Source organism: Maribacter sp. MJ134 (assembly GCF_003970695.1).
GTDB lineage: Bacteria > Bacteroidota > Bacteroidia > Flavobacteriales > Flavobacteriaceae > Maribacter.
The window spans coordinates 2,183,309-2,204,937 of record NZ_CP034570.1 but is presented as its reverse complement, the minus strand read 5'-3'; the positions used below and the strand labels follow the sequence as shown (position 1 = coordinate 2,204,937).

Below are 21,629 nucleotides of genomic sequence, written 5' to 3'. Positions count from 1 at the left end.
ATCTTTTAGGCCTTTGCTTCATGAACTACACGTTGTGGGAAAGGAATTTCTATACCCTCCGCATCGAACCTGTTTTTTATTTCTTCCATAACATGAAAATGTGCTGGCCAAAACAATTCGTTATTTGCCCAAAAACGTAGGGTCAGGTTTACCGAACTGTCTGCTAAGGCCCCAACATACACTTCGGGAGCGGGTTCTTTTAAAATATGTTCACAGTCGTTACAAATTTGCAGCATAATATCCTTTGCTTTTTTAATATTGGACCCGTAACCGATACCGATATCAATTTTATCTCTACGAGTGCTCTCAGCGTTATAATTAACGATATTATTGTTGGAAAGCTGTCCGTTGGGAACAATAGCTACCTGATTCCCAAACGTGTTTATTTTGGTCGTAAAGATGGAAATTTCCTTTACGGTTCCATCCACACCTTGGGCCGAAATAAAATCACCGACTTTAAAAGGTTTAAATAAAAGAATAAGTACGCCGCCAGCAAAATTGGAAAGGGAACCTTGAAGGGCAAGTCCAATAGCAAGTCCGGCCGCCCCTAATATCGCGGCCAATGATGTAGTCTGTACGCCTAGTTGGGATATGACTACCACGAATAGAATAATCTTAAGCGCTATGTTGATAAAGCTTTGTAAAAAGGTTTCCAAGGCAAGGTCATAGTCTTTTTTCTGAAAAAACTTTCGTACAAGTTTATTGATAAGTCTAATTAAGTAGATTCCCGCAACCAGAATGATGATAGCCAAAACGATGTTTGGCAGGGCGTTCCAAAGCCAATCAATTGCCTTCTTTACATGTACTTTATAATCGGTAATTTCTTCCATAAGTTTTATTTATTTATTCTGAATTGCAAAGCTGAAAATTTGAGTAGGCCCTGACAAGCAAATTTGTTTAAACTATTGTTAATGGTCGTTGTTTAGATGTAAAAGCGTTAAAACTTCTTTGGTATGTGTTAACGGTAACTTGCAACTTCCTTCGTGGCAGACATAAATTTGAGTAGTACCCTTAACTAATCTGTTTTTCAGTAGGGGCAACTCGCTTTTCTCTTGCGTTCCGGCAAAAATCGTATTTGGCAAGTAATTTTTGGCGATTGTTCTAGCCTTCTCCTTATAACTATCGCCAACAATAGCGACTTCATAGAACGGTAAATTTTCAAAGAGAACAAGATGCAACCAATTCGCGTAGTTTTGCGGATTTTCATCAAAATTTGGCTGTATGTTTTTAAGCATATTTTGATAGACGGTTCTGTAATTCGTTTCCGGAAAGAATTTGGATAGTTTCAGCAGATTTAAAGCCATTATAGAATTAGAGGCAGGGATAACATTGTCCGAAGTCTCTAAAGTTCTTCGAATAAGGATGTCATCCTCTTTCGAAGTGAAGAAGAATAGCTCACTTTTATCATCAAAGAAATTCGTCCTACAATAGTCCGCTAGCTGCTTGGCCGTGGACAACCATTTTTCGTCAAACGTAATTTCGTAGAGGCCTATGACGGCATCTATGACGGAAGCATAATCTTCTAAATACCCATTAATTGTGCTGGTTCCCTCCTTGTGACTATGATAAAGACTTCCGTCTGATTTTGTTAGGTTTTTTAGAATGAATTCAGCGTTCTCTAATGCCAATGATAAATAACTGTCATTTTGAATATATCTGGCGGAGTCTACCAAACCTTTAAGCATTAAACCGTTCCATGAGGTTAGAATCTTATCGTCCAGTCTGGGGTACGCTCTTTTTTTGCGTTCTTCTGAGAGTAGTTGTAAACTTCTTTTTATTCTGGCTTGTAACTCTAAGATTTCAATATCATGCTTTACGGCAATTTCATTGTCCGCTTTATCCCTTATCAGAACATAGTTTTCATGTTCCCAAAGACCGTAGGAGTTAATATTGTAGTAATCTTCGAAAAGAGGATAATCTTCCTTGAGTACATCTTGTAAGTCCTCTTTCTTCCAAACATAATACGCACCTTCCTCAAGTTTTTCATGGTCGTTTAGGCTATCTGCATCGAGAGAGGAGTAAAAGGCTCCATTTTCGCTTTTTAGTTCTGTGGTGACAAAATTAATTGTCTTTTCCACTACCTCCTTATAGTGGGCGTTCCCTGTAAAGGCATATGCTTTTGCGTAGAGACTAGTGAGCTGTCCATTGTCATAGAGCATTTTTTCAAAATGGGGCACGTGCCATTTGGTATCAACGGCGTACCTGGAAAAACCTCCGTCTACATGGTCAAATATTCCACCATATGCCATTCGGGTCAATGTAGTATCCACATATTCCATGATGGACTCGTTTTTTTGAGTTACGGCGTAGTGCAATAAGAATTCTAAATTCACGGGCATCATAAATTTTGGAGCTCTCCTATATCCGCCTAGAAAAGTATCAAAATAACCAGACCATTTTTCCACACATTTCCTTAACTGGTCTAAAGAATAGGTATCAGTGTCGGTATTAGTTGCGATAAGGTTTATCTGCTTTATGCCTTGAGCCATATTTTCAGCATAGCCGATTACCTTATTCGGTTCTGTCTTATAAAGCTCGCTTAACTGCGAAAGAACGGTGGTCCAATCTTTTTTCTTTACATAGGTGGCGCCCCAAAAAGGTCTCCCGTCCGGTAGTGAGATAATATTCAGCGGCCAACCGCCACTACCGGTCATCATTTGTAATGCATCCATATAAATATGGTCAATATCAGGCCTTTCCTCTCTATCAATTTTAATATTGACGAAATTTTCATTCATCACTTTTGCAACTTCTTCGTCTTCAAAACATTCATGTTCCATAACATGGCACCAATGACAGGCGGCGTAGCCAATACTAATGAGCAAGGGTTTATTGTTCCTTTTTGCTTCTGCCAATACAGTGGGGTTCCACGCTTCCCAATTAACAGGATTGTGCGCGTGCTGTAGCAAATAGGGGCTGGTCTCTTTAATAAGGTTATTGGTATATTTTTGCTGCATAGTTCAATTCTAAATTATAGCTACAAGTCGTATGCTAAAACTGGGGTATAAAAAAAGCACCAACAGGTGCTTTTTGTCTTGTTGAAGTAAGGCTTACTTTACTTCAAAAGTGATTTTTACATTGACGCGGTAATCAACCATTTTTCCGTCTTCAACGGTGGCACTTTGCTCGTTTAAATATACGGAACGGATGTTCTTGACAGACTTTGAGGCCTGGTCTACTGCATTCTTGGCCGCGTCCTCCCAACTCTTACTTGAATTCGCTAATACTTCTATTACTTTTAAAACTGCCATAATTAGTGTTTTTTATATTTTCTACAAAGTACTAAATTTTATGAAAGAAAGCTTAACGCATCTGTTGGTTTTTTTAGCCGTTTAGGGCTACAACCTCATTTATTTTATCACCCATCATATTCTTTAACATGGTTTCTATTCCGTTTTTTAAAGTAAAAGTCGAAGACGGACAACCGCTACAGGCACCTTGTAGTATCACATTTACTCTACCTGTTTCTTGCTCATAAGATTTGAAAAGAATGTTACCACCATCACTTGCTACGGCCGGTTTAACATATTCTTCTAAAATATCGATGATTTCTTTAGAAGTGTCATCTAGATTTTCTTCCACTGTAACAGCAGTCGTTTCCTTGGTGTCCTCTTTCCCAGCGGATTTGGCATTTCCTAGAACTATCTCTTTACCTTGAGCTATAAAATTACGTATAAGCTCTCTTAGTTCTAAGGTAATATCTTCCCATTCGGCTACCTCATATTTGGATACCGAAACATAATTTTCATCAATAAATACCTCTTTCACGAACGGTAGTTGAAACAACTCCATCGCTAAAGGAGACATCCTGGCTTCATCAATATTCTTAAATTCGTAGGCCGCACCAACAATTTTCTTACTTGCAACGAATTTCATGGTCGCCGGGTTCGGTGTAACTTCAGCATAGACCGTAATGGCGATTGGTTTGTCTGTATCTTCTTCGATAACAACAGGTTCGCCGGCATTGAGGTACTCCACTAATTGCTGTGCTACTTCATCTTTTACGTCTTCCCAAGCTACGATATCATAGCGTTCCAGACCGATAAAATTACCCGACACATAGACTGTCTTGATAAATGGAAGGTGGAAAAGTTGTTGCGCCAGTGGAGCATTTTGGGCCTCGTCTATATTTTTATACTCGTAGTTCTTTCGTTTTACCAGAAGATGGTTCGTTTCAAATTTAAGTATGGTAGGATTGTTGGTTTTCACAACCGTAATGGTGTACTCTTTCATCGCTATAGAATTTTAAACAAAAATACGAAGGAAATCTAAGTTAAAGCTCATATAATAATGTTAGCGTTAAGTCGTTATACTTTATATTTAGCGCATATTGAACCTATATCCTCATTTCCTAAGATGAAATTTAAGCTACTGATCATTTTTTCTTTCCTTGCTTTTGGTCTAAAGTCCTTTGCACAGGAAGGTATACCCGTATATTTTGATTACCTGTCCGATAATTACTATCTAGTATATCCGTCAATGGCAGGGATTGGTCAGGGAGGTAAAATTAGGGCTACTGCGAGAAAGCAATGGTTTGACGTAGAAGATGCGCCCAGTTTACAGACGGTTAATGCTCACTTTAGATTAGGTGACGGACCCAGCGGAGTAGGAGCAATTGTTTTCAACGATGCCAATGGATTTCATTCACAAACAGGAATGAAACTTACCTATGCACATCACCTTAGAATGGGTGGGGACGATGTAAGGGTCCTAAATCAGTTATCTTTTGGTTTAAGTGGTACAATTTTACAGAGTAGTCTTGACGAAAGTGAATTTAGGTCTGTATTGCAAGACCCTGCAATAGCCGGTATTAAACTAAGTGCATCCTATTTCAATGTCGATTTGGGTTTATCCTATAACTTCATGGAATTTTATGCGCATTTTGCAGTAACTAACGCTTTAACAGGTAGCAGAAGAAATATTTACTATAGAGATAGACAAGATAATCCAGACCAGTTGGTTATTGATAATATTAGAAGATACCTCATTTCGGCAGGATACGTATTCGGAAGAAGTGAATGGCAAGTAGAACCTTCTGTTCTATTTCAATTGACGGAGTTTACCGAAGAGAAAACCATAGACATCAACGCCAAGGTATACCGTGATGTTGATTTCGGTAGAATTTGGGGCGGTCTATCCTACAGAAGAAGTTTTGACGGGGCTCAGTTCCAGACAGCTACTGGTTTTGGCGAGCAAAGACTGCAGTTGATCACACCGATAATCGGTGCCAATATTAAAAACTTTCTAGTGTCCTACAATTATTCTTATCAAATGGGGGATATAAGGTTTGATAATGGTGGTTTTCATCAGATTACATTGGGGTACGATTTTGGTCAAGCAGAGCGTAAGTACGACTGTTACTGTCCGGCGGCACAATAAAAAGAGGCTCTTCCGTAAAAGAAAGAACCTCCAATATCACATTAAAATTGTTCTATTCCCAAGTGTAGTTCTTTGCTGAGGCCTGCCTTTTGATTGCCTTTAACATGACACCCTCTAAACCATCTTCGCTTTCATTCTTTTGGTTTTTAGCAATATAGGCCAGTCTTTTGGCATTTAAAGCCTTTATTTCTTTTTGAACCTCTTCTCTCTCGGATTTTTTCATTTCTATAAATTCAATCTTTTCGGTCTTCGATTTTCCCCGTAACTCTTTAGGTAAATCTTTATCATCAAGGGAATTTATATCAAATGTCTTATCTCCCGAAGCATCTACCAAGTCCCATTTTTTGTTATTGTAAAGACGCGAGCTTTTGCTCACAGCTCGTTTTACAGCAACAACTTCTTCCATTTCCATGGCATTATTGTCCTGCATTGCTTGGGCCTCAAATTTGGATGCACCCAAGGAGCCGTACCCAAGGTAGGTTTTGTTCAGTTTCGAGTTAAGCTTTATAATGATGTCATCATAAGGGGTGCTCACATGGACTACCTGCCTATTATGGTCAATCGCCATATATTCTCCGCCGCTCAGCGTAGCGCCATTTTTCCAGTTAGACTGTATGCCTTGTTCATAGTTGCCACAGAAGATAGTGTTCACAACAATATCCTTTTCCTTGGCATTGGTTACCGCATCCTTATAATTCAACTTTCCCTGATTGAACGGTTCGTTACCAGCAATAAATATCATTTTTAGGTTATCCGCATTTTTACCCCATTCTAACTGCTTTAAAGAGGTTTGGATGACCGCTCCACAATATTCTTCACCACCGTTGGTTGTCAATGAAAAGAGTTTTTCAGAAATCTCATCTAAATCATCGCTGAAGTTCAGTACCTGTTGTATGTAGCCTTCCCTAGAGGAAAGTGCATCATTCCCGTATTGATAGATGGCGATTTGTAATTCCGGCCGCATTTCATTACCGCATTTAGCATGTGTAAATTCGTTTACGATATCCCAAAGTTGAGATTTTGCTTGGTTAATAAGTCCGTCCATACTATTGCTTGTGTCCAATAGAAGCGCAATCTTAACAGTATTGTTCTTTTTAGTTGCTTCGTCAGTTTTCATTACTTCAGCTAAAAAAGGCTCTTTTTCTGTTTTTGGTCTAAGTTCGCATCCATAGGTGAACGATAGCGTTAATGTCATTAGGCTCAAGGCTGCTATTCTTTGATATTTTTTCATCTTTACGTTTTTATTTTGGGATAAATTTAATTGCAAACTTTTTCATGAAATAATGGCTTTGAGGGAATAGGCCTATTGAATGAGTAAAAGCAATCACTGGCTGTGTAAAAGGTCCAAATGGTCAATTTTTATAGGCTTTTTGATGTAGAATCGATTTTTAAGTAATCATAAAATCAGCTAAGTTTACAGTAATTAGACCTTATGAAAAATCTGTTTATACATATACTCTTTGTTTTGCTAGGCGTTCATACTTGTCTTTCACAACAGGGAGGAAGCGTCAAGAAATTCGTAGTGAAGGGAATAGTTCAGGAAAAGGCATCATCACAACCTATTTCTGGAGTTTCCATATCAACGAGCTCGGGGGAATATACTGTAACCAACGGTCTTGGCGAATTTAAAATTAGAGCTGCCAAGGGCGAAGAATTAACCGTTGAGGATTCGGATTTTGAAACGGTGAAGTACGTAATTAAGAGTGATGAGGATATTAAGGTACTTGTCGAGGATTATGTTCCCAGAAATAGGAGTAGTAGTACGGTTGGAATTTCCAAACGTGAAGCTTCTAAACATCAATCCTTACTGGATTCGGCCGAAACTTACAAGAAAAAGGATATTGCGAAGAGTATTGATTTCGTTGCGCGATCCATCGCTGTTTTAGGTAGTAGAGGCAATAAAAATGAATTGGCAAAATCTTTAACCGCCTTGGGAGAAATATATCTTTTTCATAAACAGTACGATTTGGCCATAGATAATTTTGAAGATGCGCTTGAAGCCAACAAATCAATAAAAACCTCCCTTTTATTGGGGGAAACCTTGATTGTTAATAAACAGTACCAAGAGGCTAATAAAGTTCTTGACCCGTTGATGGAGTTGCAAAATATGGTACCCTACCAACGGGTTACTTTATTTGAGCTTTTAGGAGATATTAAAAAGGGCTTAAATGACGTCAAAGCTGCTGTCTCCTTTTATAACGAAGGACTAAAGGTGGCCACAAAGAACCAGATTACGCCCAAGATGACAGATTTAAATTCTAAGATTGCCGATGCCTATTCACAAGGAAATCAATTGATGGAGGCAGAAGCCTATTATGGCAATTCACTTGAATTGGCAAATAAACTTGCTCCCAAACGCGCTTTACAGGAAAAGGAGAAGGTGGCGGATTTTTATAATAAAAAAAGTCAATTTAATGAAGAAATCGCTTTGCGTAAAAATAGTTTGGTGGAACTGGATAAACTTAATTCTCCCAAAAGTAAAGCTAGGAGGCAAGAAATGGGCGACACGATAACCGCGCAACGCATTAATTACAAAATAGCGAATGCGTACATAGCCCAAGATAAGTACAGTGAAGCAATTCCCTATTTGGAAAGAAGTATTGTAGAAGCGGATTCCGAGAACGACTTGGTGGTACAGAAAGATGCCACACGTAAACTATCCGAAGTTTATGAGTTTAAAGGGGATTTTGACAAAGCATTAGAGACCTATCAATCCTATGTTACTTTGGTAGATACCCTTTATATAAGAAAAGAGCAGGAAATCTCTAGAGCGGCCCGTTTTAATCGTGAAATAGCAGCAACGCAAAGCAGAATAACCGGTCTGGAACAAGAGCGGGAGCTATCTCAAAGCAAGTATGATCTGGCCTTGACTGAACAAGAACTATCTGAGGAGAGCTATAAACGTCAACGTTGGGTAATCTATTCCTTAATTGTGGGACTGTTGCTAACCGGTTTGGCGGCTTTCTTTTTTTATAGAAGTAATCAACAGCAAAAGCTGGCCAATAATTTATTAGCGCTCAAATCTTTGCGATCCCAAATGAACCCTCATTTTATTTTCAATGCACTTAATTCCGTTAACAATTATATCGCAAAAAGCGACGAACGAAGTGCCAATAGATATTTAAGTGAATTTTCAACACTAATGCGGTCAGTGCTAGAAAATTCGGAAGAGGACTTTATTCCCCTGGCAAAAGAATTACAATTACTAGAATTGTATATAAAATTAGAGCACTCTAGATTTCCGGATAAGTTTGATTACGAAATCAAAATTGATGATAATATCGATATTTCTTCGTTTCAAATACCGCCGATGTTGCTACAACCCTATATAGAAAATGCTATTTGGCATGGGCTAAGATATAAAAAGGAAAAAGGTGTTCTTAAGGTTAATGTAACATCGAAAAGTGAAAGGGCATTAGAGATTAGTATTTCCGATGATGGCATTGGAAGAAAAAAATCAGCAGAACTTAAGACAGCAAACCAGAAAAAGCAAAAGTCAAAGGGTATGGGTAATATAAAACAGCGAGTGGCCATTTTAAACGATATGTACAAGGATAAGGTAGCCGTTGTAATCACCGATTTAATGGAATCTGGTCAAGGTACCAGAGTAATTTTTACCATAAAGAAGGATAAATGAATTTAAAAGCCATAATAGTCGAGGATGAGTCTAATAGTCGGGAAATTTTAAGGAATTACTTAAAAAAATATTGCCCAAGAGTGGATTTAGTAGGTGAGGCCGCATCAATCAAGGAAGGTCTTACACTTATTGGCGACCATAATCTGGACTTGATTTTCTTGGACGTAGAAATGCCTTTTGGAAATGCCTTTGACCTTCTTGAAAAAATACCTGAACGTAGTTTTGAAATAGTATTTGTAACCGCTTATGACCACTATGCCAAGGATGCACTGAATGAGCATGCGGCCTATTATTTGATGAAACCAATAAATATTGATGAACTTATTAAAGCTGTAGACTACGTACTTGAGGTGAAAGAAAAGGAAAATAAACTACAGGAACGCGTCTTGAATTCTAAATCAAAAGGAGTACGTGGTAAGTTGACGCTTCCCCAACAAGATGGATTCCAAGTTTTGAATGTAGAGGAAATCCTATACTGTAAAGCAGACGATAATTACACGGAAATATTCTTGGAGAACAAGAAAATTTTAGTGAGTAAGACTTTAAAGTATTTTGAAGAGGCCCTATCTGATTTTCCTTTTGCACGGGTCCATAAGTCGTATCTTGTGAACGTTAATGAAGTGGTCAAATATAGGAGAGGTAAAGGCGGTAGTGTTATTATATCCAATGGAAAGGAACTAATGGTCTCTGCCTCAAAAAAGAAAGAGTTTCTTGCTTACTTCGATTAAAATATACAGTAGAAACATGATAAAATCAGTACGTGGTCATACACCAAAAATAGGAGAGGATTGTTTTATTGCAGAAAATGCCACTATAGTTGGCGAGGTATCCATGGGAGCCCAATGTAGCATCTGGTTCAATGCTGTTTTAAGGGGAGACGTTCATTTTATAAAGATGGGAGACAAAGTAAATGTGCAGGATGGTGCGGTAATCCATTGTACCTATAAAAAATCTCCTACCAATATAGGTAACAATGTTTCAATAGGACATAATGCCATTGTACACGGCTGTACTATTAAGGACAATGTATTGGTAGGTATGGGGAGTATTATCATGGATGACTGCGTCGTTGAGTCGAATTGTATCATCGCTGCCGGTGCGGTATTGACCAAAGGAACCCATGTACCATCGGGCACCATTTACGCAGGGATGCCGGCAAAAAAAATAAAGGATATTAGTCCGGAATTAAGTAAGGGAGAAATTAACCGCATTGCGGAAGCTTATATAACATATTCAGGATGGTTCAAATGAAAGGGGGTGATGTATCTATTTTTCGAATGATACGGTTATTTGTGGGTGAATATTATATCCTTATTTTTGCCCTCTAAATCAAAAGTTATGAACGCTTATATATTTCCAGGACAAGGAGCTCAGTTCGTAGGTATGGGACTAGACCTCTATGAGAAATCGTCTCTTGCAAAAGATATGTTTGAGAAAGCAAACGATATTTTAGGATTTGATATTACCGAGGTGATGTTCAACGGTACGCCGGAAGGGCTCAAGGAGACAAAAGTGACACAGCCTGCTATTTTTCTGCATTCCGTTATCCTATCTAAAGTTATGGGTGAATCGTTTAAGCCAGATATGGTTGCAGGCCATTCTTTGGGTGAATTTTCAGCCTTAGTGGCAAACAACTCATTGTCTTTTGAAGATGGGTTGAAATTAGTTTCGCAAAGAGCTATAGCCATGCAAAAAGCATGTGAATTGCAACCAAGTACAATGGCAGCGGTTTTGGGCTTGGCAGATGATGTTGTGGAAAAAATATGTTCCGATACTCCCGGAGTGGTCGTAGCGGCAAATTATAACTGTCCAGGTCAGTTGGTAATCTCGGGAGAAGTCGAGGCTATCAATGTAGCTTGTGAAAAGATGAAAGAAGCAGGCGCCAGACGCGCTTTAGTGTTGCCTGTAGGCGGCGCTTTCCATTCTCCCTTAATGGAACCGGCACGGGAAGAATTGGCCACGGCCATTTCAGATACACAATTTGGCGTACCAACTTGTCCCATTTACCAAAATGTTAGTACTACTCCCGTCACAGAGGCAGAAGGCATTAAAAAGAATTTAATTCTACAATTAACGGCACCCGTAAAATGGACGCAAAGTGTCAGAAACATGTATAGAGATGGGGCTACTATGTTTACGGAAATAGGGCCTGGTAAGGTTTTGCAGGGTTTGGTGCGCAAAATAGAGCCAAATGCGCAAACGCAGTCTCCTTCTTTCGAATCATAACTCTTATAGGTCCTATTCTGTATTTCAACCCAAAAAGCCTTTTTTAATCTGTTAATTAAAGGTTTAGCTATTTTTTTTTAGTAATATTGAACCCCTTTTTTACTTTTTGTCATAATTCTATGGAGTGGACAAAAGAACTGTTATGAAAATGAAAAATACGCTTGGCCTTCAAAATCTGCTTACTATCAAAAAGCCTATTGCATTTTGGTATGCTGTGCTACCACTCTTTTTCTTTACCACCTTAGTTAGTGCTCAGGAGCTGTCCATTAATAATGTGACTCAGGATGAAGATGTCGGTAATATGTTATTTACCGTAACACTAGATGCTATAGCTCCAGGTGGCTTTACGGTAGGTTACACCTTTAACGATGATGAGGCCACTGGTGGTCTAGACTATGATAATACCATAGGTCCGGACCTTGTGTTCGTGGGTTTGGCAGGTGAAACACAGACTATTACTGTACCTATTATCGACGACTTCATTGATGAGGTGGACAATGAAGACTTTGAGGTTATTCTGGGTACCCCGAGTGATGCGGGTGTTGGTATAGATGATGGTCTTGGAAGGGGAAGGATAAGAGATAACGATGTCGCTGGTGTAACGGTCAATACCTTAACAGGTAATACCACTGAAGGTGGCGGGACAGCTACCTTTACCTTTACACTCGACAGTGAACCCACTGATCAGGTTAGAATTCCAATAAATGGATATGATGCCACCGAAACCTCTGGGCCTGCTGCTGTATTTTTGGACGATACGAACTGGAATACGGGCGTAGATTTGATAATTACAGGTGTAGACGATAATATTATAGATGGTGATATCGATGATCTTATAAGCACGGGCAATGTTACCTCGGACACAGATTCATTTTATGATGGATTAACTGGTGGTGATGTACCACAACTGACGGTTACGAACGTGGACGATGATTTGGCTGGTGTCAATGTGTCTGCAATTAGCGGAGATACTAGTGAGGATGGTGCGCAGGCGACCTTTACCGTTACGCTGACAAGTCAGCCTACAGGTACCGTCAGTATAGTCTTAAGCAGTAATAATACAGATGAGGGAACTGTTCCCGCGTCTGTTACAATAGCCGCCGCAGATTGGGATACCGGTGAAGTTGTCACCGTTACTGGTGTCGATGATTTAATTGCTGATGGAGATGTTGCCTACACTATTATAACAGGAAATGTTACATCGGGAGATGCGGATTACAATGTCTTAAACGGTGCTGCAGTAGCAAATGTTCCGGTCACAAACTTGGATAATGATAGTATAGGTTTTTCTATTACGGAACTTGGAGGAACTACAGAAACATCTGAACCGGACATCGAGGAAAATTTTGATTTGGTTTTGACTAGCCAACCAACGACAAATGTAGTCCTGAATATTGTCTCTTCGGATACGGGAGAGGCTACGGTGAGTCCTGCTTCGGTTACCTTTACTCCGGCAAACTTTAATGTTGCGCAGCGAGTTGTGGTTACAGGTGTGGATGATGCTTTAGTGGACGGACTCCAGAATTATACGATAACGGTAAGTGTTGACGATGCAGCTAGTGATGACGCTTTTGATGGTCTACCGGATGGAATCATCAACGCAACTAATGCCGATGATGATAGTTATATAGCTACCATTGCCGCAACTTCGGCTACTGCCGAAGAAGGTAATCCGGCAACGGAGGGTGCATTTATCGTTGATATAGGCACACCAAATACCTCTGGGGCTCCCATCATAGTAAATTTCACCATTACAGGTACGGCTACCAATATCACGGATTATTTGGATATCGGAACGAGTATAGCAATTGCTGATGGTAACCAAACTGCGGAGATAACCATTACTCCTACCGATGATCTCTTGGTAGAAGGGACTGAGACGGTTACAGTTACTTTGGCGACTGGGACAGGATACGACTTAGGTGCTGTTGCCACTAGAACTGGAACCGTAAATATTGCTGATAACGATGTTTTTGAGGTATCCATAGCTGCAACCGACGCCGATGCCGCGGAGAATACTCCGGCAAATGCAGTGGGAACCTTTACGGTAAGACTAGATGCTGTGAACAATACGGGTAATCCGGTTATAGTGAATTTTACTGCTAGCGGAACGGCAACGAACGTTGCTGATTATGGTGATATCGGTTCTAGTGTTAGCATCCCAGATGGAAGTCAGACCGCAGCAATTACCATACGTCCGGTCGATGATACCATTGTAGAAGGACAGGAAAGTGTTACTATCACTTTAGGTTCTGGAACAACTTACGTAGTTGCAGCGAACCCAGATAATTCAGACACCGTAAACATTACCGATAATGATAATCTAACGGCAACTATTGTGGCAACGGATGCTAGCGCTACGGAAAATACGCCGGCTACCTCCACGGGACTATTTACTGTAGATTTGGGCGCACCGAATACATCCGGCGGACCAATAACCGTTAATTACACTATTGCTACGAGTGCCGGTAACGCGATCAATGGTACGGATTATACGACTATTGGAACAAGTTTGACGATACCTACGGGACAACAAACGGGTGCCATTTCCATAGTCCCTACGGATGACAACATTCAAGAAACCGTTGAAACCGTTATCTTGAGTTTGGCCACTGGAACGAATTATATATTGGGAGCTGCACCAACACAGACCGCTACGGTGAACATCAATGATAATGATAGGGCTACGCTAACTATTTTAGACCAAGCTGTAAACGAAGACGTTGCGACGGGTGTTTTAGAGTTCGATGTGACTTTGGATATTGCCGTGGACGGAGGTACAAGAGTAACGTACAGCTTTTCCGATGATACCGCAATCGGTGGTGGTACGGATTATACGGGTACGCCAGATGAGCTGAATTTTACCGGTACCGCTGGGGAAATAGAGACCATTTCCGTAACAATAAATAACGATCAGTTATTGGAACAGACAGAAACTTTCTTTGTGCAGTTGGCCACACCGACCAATGGTGTTGCCCTAGCTGATGGCGGGGACGCCATAGGAACAATTAACGATGATGATAATTGTGCGCCTGCACCAATATTAGATACTACGGTTCCGACAGTGTTTTGTGACGTAATAGACGTTAGTTTGAACGACTACACCAATAGTACCGCTCCTGCGGGTACAGAATTAAGATGGAGTACGCTCTCGAATCCATTGAATGAAAATGCATACTTAACGGCTGCTCAGGTCGCTAACCCGCCGAACGATGGTTCTTACTTTGGGTTCTTTTTAGATGATAATGGAACACCAAATAATTTTGACGATGATTGTGCCAGCGGAACGATAGAGGTTGAGCTTACCCTTAACACGACACCAACACTAGTGAGCGTCACCAATAATGAAAGATGTGATACCGGTACGGTATTGCTCAGCGCAGTGGCCAGTGATGGTGCTTCCATTAACTGGTATGATGTTCCAACCGGAGGGACTGTTTTGGCTACAGGTACGAGTTTTACTACTCCTGCAATAAGTAGTACGAGATCTTTTTACGCAGAAGCGGTGGAAAATGGCTGTGCTACGGAAAGGCAGGAGGTTATTGCTACGGTCGGTTTTCAGGCAAATGCTGGGATAGCTACAGATGCCTCTGCCTGTAGTGTTGCAGCTAACGGACCCGTAAGCTTGGATTTGGACGATAGATTATCCGGTCAAGATGCCGGTGTTTGGGCCATAACTACTGACCCTTCATCAAGTATTGTTATAGGTAATGATAATGCTGTAGATTTCACAGGTTTACCCGACGGGAATTATGTATTTACCTACACAACAACGGGTTCTACGGCGCCCTGTACAGATGTTTCTGTAGACGTTACCATTTCAGTAAGTGATTGTGATACTGATGTAGATGGGGATGGTTTGTTAGGTGGCGAGGAAGCGACTTTGGGGACAGACCCAAATAACCCGGATACGGACGGAGATGGTATAAATGATGGGGACGAAACCGGTCCAGATGTCAACAATCCATTGGATGAAGACAACGACGGTATCATAGATGCCCTGGATTCCAATGTCTTGGACTCTGACAATGATGGTGTAAATGATCAACAGGATCCTGCAAACGCTAACCCATGTATTCCAGATAATACCAACGGTTTGTGTGATACTGATGGAGATGGTATTTCTGATGGGGATGAGGAGGCTAATGGCACTGACCCATTGGACGCTTGTGACCCTAATTTAACACCCGATTGTGAACCTGACCCTATTGATCTTGAAATTGTTAAGGTGGTGGATAATCCGGATGCTGCAATTGGTGATACCGTGGTTTTCACGGTTCGTGTTAACAATTTATCGGACAGTAGAGTTTTGGGAATAAAAATTGGTGAGCTTCTAGAGACGGGATTTGAGTATATGAGCCACGTCACAAGCAATACCAATGATGTTTATGACCCACTCACAGGGGAATGGGACGTTTTAGAACTATCTCCTCTAGGTAATGCGCAATTACAGTTAACTGCAACTATTTTAGAAGATGGTGTTTACTCCAACACGGCTACCTTACTAGAATCGTTTCCCTTGGATAACAACGAAGAGAATAATGAAGCTGTTGTAATCCTAGAAATAGAAGTTCCTGAGGGAATCGATTTAAATATTGAAAAAACGGTTAGTAACATTACACCGCTAGTAGGAGAGGAAATCACGTTTACTATTACGGTTACGAATCTCTCGCAAGAAGGTGATGTCATAAATAATATTATTATCAGAGATAGTATATCTAGCGGTTTTGAGAACTTGTTCAATTATGAATTTGATAATCCAAGTATAGGTTCTTATGACCCTATCAATGAAAGTTGGACGATACCCTCTTTGGAGGTGGGTGAGGAAAATGCAGCTGTGTTGGAGCTTGTAGGCACAGTCACAGCGGAAGGGAGTTTTGATAATACGGCATATTTAATAAGTTCTTCCCCAAGAGATGGCAATGAAACAAATAACCAAAGTACAATTACTGTTACGATAGGTGTTCCTACCCCTGCGGCTCCTGGATTCCTATTTAACCAGTTTTCACCAAATGGAGATGGCACAAATGATTTTCTTAGAATCAACCTAACAGATACTGATACACGTTCTTTTGCGGATATCGTTTATAGTATGAAGATATTTGATCGCTATGGTTCGCTAATATTTGAAGCGGATAGCCAATCAGTATCCAACCAACCAGTTGCAGACGTTTGGAACGGTACTTATGAGGGAAAAGATGCGCCAAAAGGAACTTACTTTTACATACTTAACTATTCCATCAATAATGGTATTCCGGTAACCGATAAGGGATGGATACAATTGATACGATAAAAGGTACTATGGATTATAAAATATATAAGTCAGGATATACTTTTGTCCTTAGTTTTTTACTCTTGTCTATAACAATGGGCATTACGGTGTACGGTCAAAAAGAACCGCAGTATACCCAGTACATGTACAATATTGGGAGTTTTAACCCTGCCTATGTAGGTACTGTCGAAAATGCGGAAATCGCTGGATTGTATAGAGCTCAGTGGATAGATATCCCCGGTGCTCCAAGAACCATACGATTCGGAACCAACTTGCCTTTTAAGAATGAAAAGATGGGCTTGGGTATTAATATTGTAAATGACCAACTGGGCCCGCAGACACAGACGTATGCAGACCTGTCCTATTCATATCAAGTAAACTTAACGGATAAAACCAAACTGTCATTTGGTCTGGATGCAGGAGGTTCCTTCTTGAACATCGATTTCTCCAAAGGAACCTTCGAAAACCCTGGGGAACCATTGAACGAAGAGAACGTGAGTAGATTTTATCCTACAGTGGGGGCCGGTACGTTTTTGTATGGAGATAATTGGTACCTGGGAGCTTCCATTCCAAACTTTTTAACGGAAGGAGTATATAACGACGACGTAGCCTCAATTGTAGAGGACAGAATGCAATTTAACTTTATTGGAGGATATGTCTTTAACTTCTCGGACGGTCTAAAATTTAAACCTGCATTTTTGATTAATTCCCTTCAAGGTGCACCGTTAAATATAAACGTGTCTGCGAATTTTTTGATTTCCGATGTTTTTACGGCCGGCGTTTCCTATCGTGTTGAGAATGCATTTAGTGGCTTGGCAGGTTTTCAGATTTCCAGTGGAACATTTATTGGTTACTCGTACGATTATAATACCAATGCGTTGGGAGAATTTAATAATGGTTCGCATGAAATTATATTGAAATTTTTCCTCGGAAAAGGCGGAGGTAGTTCCACAGATAAGAACAATAAGAACAAAAACGCCAAGGGTAAGCCAAAACAGATTGATACACCAAGATTCTTTTAAATAAACGGGATATGAAATTTAAATTACTCATCGTATTTCTTCTAGTGATATCCTCTTCTCTTTTTGCGCAAAATAAAAATTCAAAGGGAGATGACCTTTTTTACGGTTACCAATATGAAGCGGCTATTGCAGCATATAATAAGGAAAAAACGAAGGCACCTTTAAAGAACAGCCAGGTTCTGAATCTAGCAGATGCTTACTTTAAAACTGGTAAATACGATGAGGCCTCTGAATTGTACATGCAGGTAAATAAGAACGATACCATAATGTCTGTGCACCGTTTTAACAAGATGCTTCAAAGCATGTCCAAAGGTAAAAATAAGGAAAGGATTCGGGCATTTCTAAAGTCTAAATCTCCTATGTTGTCTTCTGAATTGTTAGAAAATGCAGCGTTCAATTATGAGCTTTTGGCCGCTTCGGAAGAACCGGACGAAGTTAATATCACAAACCTTAGTATAAATTCACCGCAGGGGGATTTTTCTCCCGCATTCTACAAAGAGAGTCTTCTGTTCAGCAGTGGTAGACCTCAAAAATCTAAAGAGGTTTACAAGCCTTCGGGCGAATCTTATTTGGATATATATTTTGGTGAAATAGCCACTGACGGTGACGTAATCAATAGTGCTGCCTTCACAAAGATTCCAGAGTCCAAGTTCCATAAATCTACTCCTTTCTTTTCTGAAGAACTGAATCGATTTTTCTTTATACTTTCCAATACGCAGGACGGTGAAATGGCTTTTGACGATAACGGCAAAAATGCGTTGGCCATAGGAATGCTATATGATAGCGGTCAGTTTCGTTTTTTATTAAAGGATTTAAGTACCTCTTTCTACTATCCGTTTTTTGAAGCTTCTAGCCAAAGACTATATTTTTCGGCTAATTTTGAGGACAGTTACGGTGGTACCGATTTGTACTATGTTTTAACGAACAATGGACAAATTATGTCGGCGCCAATAAATTTGGGACCTAGAATTAATTCTCCAGGAAATGAAATAGCCCCTTTTATACATAACGGAAGTTTATATTTTTCTTCGGATGTGTTTTATGGTTTAGGTGGTATGGATGTTTACAAATCCAACATTCAAGGTCAGGAATCTTATAGCATACCTGTGAATATAGGAGAAGGAATTAATTCAGAAGCGGATGATTTTGGCTTTATTATTAAAGAAGGCGGTGTTAATGGGCTTACGGGTTATTTCGCATCCAATCGGGCAGGGGGCAAGGGAGGTGACGATATCTATAGCTTTGAACTAAGCGAAGCACCAGGATTAAAAACTTTTGGACTAAAAGGTAAAGTGGTCAATCTGTCTTCTAAAGATGGAATATCAAAAGCACAAGTTAGGTTATTAAGTAGAGAGGGAGAAGTCTTGAAAGAGGTTTATTCCAATGCAGATGGTAGTTTCTCATTTGAAATTCCTTGGCAAGAACAAGTCACTATCCAAGCTACTAAGGAGCGTTATTCGATTTTTTCAGCGGCTTATTCAGCAGAAGAAATGGAAGAAGTACAGAAGAGTCTCTATAATATGGGTCTAGCTTTGTTAGATGATTTAATAGAAACCAAAGAAGATAAAACCGTGTTAAAACTGAATAAGTTTTATTTTGATAAGAATAAGAGTACGGTAAATGCTAGTGTCATTAACGAATTGGATAAGGTCGTTGATGCGGTCAAACGATTCCCACAACTGAAGCTTAGAATAGAAACGCACACGGATAGCAGAGGTAGTTCAGCTTATAACAAAAAACTTTCTCAAAGGAGATCGGACGCTATTAAGATTTATCTTCTAAAAAATGGTCTGTCTTCCAATAATATTATTGAAACCATAGGTTACGGGGAAGAAAAGATCAAGAATAATTGTACCAACGGAGCATATTGTCTAGATTTTCTTCATAAACAGAACGAAAGAACGCTTATAGAGGTTGTTGAATAGTTGTTTAAAGATGTTTCGTATCGCTTTAAGCGATTACAATATAGAAGTAATACATAGAAAAGCAGGATAGAAACAAAATACCGATGTAAGTAAGTATTTGTAAATTACTATTCGGACGATATTCCTTCGATACATCCTCGCTCATTACATTTTTTAGGTTCATATATCCAATGATAGGAGCAACAACGAAAGAAACAAAGGTAGCCAAGGCGACCAGATTTCCCATATTCGCTGCAAATGCTGCGATAACGATGAAGTTCACAACCGCTAGTAAAAAAACGATTAATGCGAAGTTTCTTTTAGTTTTTATTTCTTTTTTAGTTGGAAATAGTAACTCAATGATATCCAGACTTACCCTACTCACGGCATCATGCGCGGTCATACAAGTACTGAACATGGTTGCAAAAGCAGAGATAGCAATAAATATATAGGCCCATGAGCCTATATGTGTGGTAAACAATTGTACCACTTGATCTGCAAAACTAACTGCATTATTGCTCAAAATGGTATTAGTTCCGTAAAGTGTAAACCATCCGATCACCATAAAAAACAAAGCAAGGATTCCTGTTAAGATATACCCTATATTAAATTCTTGGAGCGATTCTTTTAGGGTGGGTTTTTCTTGATTTTTCCATTTTTCTATACTCCAAAGGCTTACCCAGCTAGAGGCTTCTACTGTGGTCGGCATCCAACCCATCAAACCTATTAAAAATAAAATTCCAACCTCGTTAAAAATTGGAGTAGCTACAAAATCGTCGACAGGTTCTACTTGACCTTGCGCTATAACCAAGGCCGTAGTTACAATAAGTGCTAAAAACAAGATGCTTACCACGAACTTTAGACTTACTTCCAAAAACTTATATCTGCCTATAATCAAAAGCGCACTGATCAGCACAAAAAGACCTAGGGCTACACTGCTTACTGAAAATTCAGTCACCTTAAATAGGTTAATGAAAAGACCTGAAGTTACCGTATATAAGGCGGCAAGAATAGTAAACGTAGTGATTAGGGTAATGAAAGCATAAAACAACAAATAGCCTTTACCTCTATTTAAATAACCTTCAATTAAGGTCTTGTTGGTAACGCTGGTATAGCGCACACCGAATTCAAAAAAAGGGTATTTTAGAATGTTGGCCAGTACTATAGGTATAGCCATTATCCACCCATATTGAGCCCCTGCCTTTGTAGATAGTACAAGATGAGAAGTGCCAATTGCCATGCTTGCAAATAAGAGACCTGGACCTAAGTTTCTAAGCAATACTTTTGTTTTGGACATCATTTCTAATAAAGTTGGATGTTAGTGGATCAGAATCTTTTCTCCATAGAACCTGGGTTGGGTTTTCAGGGCCAAATCTAAAAATACCTTTACCCGGGCAAAATACTCCCGGAACTGTATTTTTAACCCGGCCTCCAAGGGGATGTCCTTGGCATTATAACCTATTGCGTTCAGTCCTTTTCTAGCCGCTAGATAAATAGCTCTCTCATTATGGAATTTTTGAGAAATAATGGTTACTTCTTGCAGCCCAAAAACTATTTTGGCCCTGAATACGGAATCTAAAGTTCTGAAACCGGCGTAATCCAGAAAAATTCTTTCTTCAGGGATACCGGCACTTATTAAGTCTTTTTTCATTGTCGTGGGCTCATTATAGTAGATACTACCATTATCCCCACTAACCAATACGTATTCAATTTTACTTGCTTTGAATAGGGTAACTGTCGCCGATACCCTATTGGAATAGTAAGGGTTGGGTGCTCCTCCTTTCAGCTTTTTAGAAGTTCCCAGAATTAAGCCTACTTTATTTTTGGGCGTTTTTGAGACCGAACTGTATGTCTTGCCTTCAGCGAAAGAATTAATTATATAATTGGAGAGTATTAATGCTACTAGGGATAAACCGAGTATCAAAAGAATGAGTCTTGTAATTTTTTTTCGCATTGCCAAGAGATAATAGTATAAAGGTAGCGAAATGACCAGAGTATACAGGGTTTAATATTTGGATATTGATTATTTAAGAATCTTACGATTGGAATTACATTTAATACATCAATTTTAGGAAATCTTTCTTTTTTATGGTTTCAATTTATTCAAACCCTTAAAAATAAGTCACCGTTTTCTTGTAAATAGTAATTTATCCACAGTACTACTGCTGTTCGAGCATAATGAAAATACT

15 protein-coding genes are annotated in these 21,629 nt (G+C 39.5%); 8 read left to right on the top strand and 7 right to left on the bottom strand.

All coding sequences use genetic code 11. The annotated features are described in order from the left end of the window. Positions 1 to 5 precede the first annotated feature (5 nt). The 4 genes from EJ994_RS09720 to EJ994_RS09705 form a co-directional block, all read right to left on the bottom strand. Positions 6 to 830, bottom strand: a complete 825-nt coding sequence (locus tag EJ994_RS09720; protein ID WP_126592252.1) for a mechanosensitive ion channel family protein — start codon at positions 828 to 830, stop codon at positions 6 to 8. Positions 831 to 908: 78 nt separating this feature from the next. After that, on the bottom strand, positions 909 to 2,957 hold the full coding sequence (locus EJ994_RS09715; RefSeq protein ID WP_126592251.1) for a thioredoxin domain-containing protein: 2,049 nt from the start codon (positions 2,955 to 2,957) through the stop codon (positions 909 to 911). Between the two features lie 93 nt (positions 2,958 to 3,050). Next, positions 3,051 to 3,251 (bottom strand): dodecin family protein, encoded by a 201-nt coding sequence (locus EJ994_RS09710; protein ID WP_099574202.1) that lies wholly within the window; start codon positions 3,249 to 3,251, stop codon positions 3,051 to 3,053. A 73-nt stretch (positions 3,252 to 3,324) separates the two neighbouring features. Then, complete coding sequence (locus EJ994_RS09705; RefSeq protein ID WP_099574203.1) at positions 3,325 to 4,233, bottom strand: NifU family protein; 909 nt, start codon at positions 4,231 to 4,233, stop codon at positions 3,325 to 3,327. A 123-nt stretch (positions 4,234 to 4,356) separates the two neighbouring features. On the opposite strand from EJ994_RS09705, the gene EJ994_RS09700 reads away from it, so the two are divergent. After that, positions 4,357 to 5,379, top strand: a complete 1,023-nt coding sequence (locus EJ994_RS09700) for a type IX secretion system membrane protein PorP/SprF (protein ID WP_126592250.1) — start codon at positions 4,357 to 4,359, stop codon at positions 5,377 to 5,379. A gap of 52 nt (positions 5,380 to 5,431) precedes the next feature. On the opposite strand, the gene EJ994_RS09695 is transcribed toward EJ994_RS09700, so the two are convergent. Then, positions 5,432 to 6,610: a vWA domain-containing protein gene (locus EJ994_RS09695; RefSeq protein ID WP_126592249.1), complete on the bottom strand. Its 1,179-nt coding sequence runs from the start codon at positions 6,608 to 6,610 to the stop codon at positions 5,432 to 5,434. Positions 6,611 to 6,811: 201 nt separating this feature from the next. Between EJ994_RS09695 and EJ994_RS09690 the strand changes: the two genes are divergently transcribed. The 7 genes from EJ994_RS09690 to EJ994_RS09660 all read left to right on the top strand — a co-directional run bounded on the left by EJ994_RS09690 (position 6,812) and on the right by EJ994_RS09660 (position 19,461). Then, positions 6,812 to 9,016, top strand: coding sequence for a histidine kinase (locus tag EJ994_RS09690; protein WP_126592248.1), 2,205 nt, complete (start codon positions 6,812 to 6,814; stop codon positions 9,014 to 9,016). Continuing rightward, on the top strand, positions 9,013 to 9,744 hold the full coding sequence (locus EJ994_RS09685; RefSeq protein WP_126592247.1) for a LytR/AlgR family response regulator transcription factor: 732 nt from the start codon (positions 9,013 to 9,015) through the stop codon (positions 9,742 to 9,744). Before EJ994_RS09690 ends, EJ994_RS09685 begins: the two co-directional genes overlap by 4 nt. Before the next feature lie 16 nt (positions 9,745 to 9,760). Next, complete coding sequence (locus tag EJ994_RS09680; RefSeq protein WP_126592246.1) at positions 9,761 to 10,267, top strand: gamma carbonic anhydrase family protein; 507 nt, start codon at positions 9,761 to 9,763, stop codon at positions 10,265 to 10,267. An 87-nt stretch (positions 10,268 to 10,354) separates the two neighbouring features. Continuing rightward, on the top strand, positions 10,355 to 11,242 hold the full coding sequence (gene fabD, locus EJ994_RS09675; RefSeq protein WP_126592245.1) for an ACP S-malonyltransferase: 888 nt from the start codon (positions 10,355 to 10,357) through the stop codon (positions 11,240 to 11,242). Between the two features lie 142 nt (positions 11,243 to 11,384). Beyond that, a complete protein-coding gene (locus EJ994_RS09670; RefSeq protein WP_126592244.1) occupies positions 11,385 to 16,535 on the top strand; it encodes a Calx-beta domain-containing protein in 5,151 nt (1,716 codons plus the stop codon). Continuing rightward, a complete protein-coding gene (locus tag EJ994_RS09665; RefSeq protein WP_317128083.1) occupies positions 16,514 to 17,536 on the top strand; it encodes a type IX secretion system membrane protein PorP/SprF in 1,023 nt (340 codons plus the stop codon). The genes EJ994_RS09670 and EJ994_RS09665 overlap by 22 nt, the downstream gene beginning before the upstream one ends. 11 nt (positions 17,537 to 17,547) lie before the next feature. Then, complete coding sequence (locus EJ994_RS09660; protein ID WP_126592243.1) at positions 17,548 to 19,461, top strand: OmpA family protein; 1,914 nt, start codon at positions 17,548 to 17,550, stop codon at positions 19,459 to 19,461. A 25-nt stretch (positions 19,462 to 19,486) separates the two neighbouring features. Here the strand turns inward: EJ994_RS09660 and EJ994_RS09655 are convergent, their stop codons facing one another. Both EJ994_RS09655 and EJ994_RS09650 read right to left on the bottom strand, forming a co-directional pair. Further along, positions 19,487 to 20,737, bottom strand: a complete 1,251-nt coding sequence (locus EJ994_RS09655; RefSeq protein WP_126593691.1) for an NRAMP family divalent metal transporter — start codon at positions 20,735 to 20,737, stop codon at positions 19,487 to 19,489. 21 nt (positions 20,738 to 20,758) lie between these two features. Next, complete coding sequence (locus EJ994_RS09650; RefSeq protein WP_126592242.1) at positions 20,759 to 21,394, bottom strand: vancomycin high temperature exclusion protein; 636 nt, start codon at positions 21,392 to 21,394, stop codon at positions 20,759 to 20,761. Between the last annotated feature and the right edge of the window lie 235 nt (positions 21,395 to 21,629).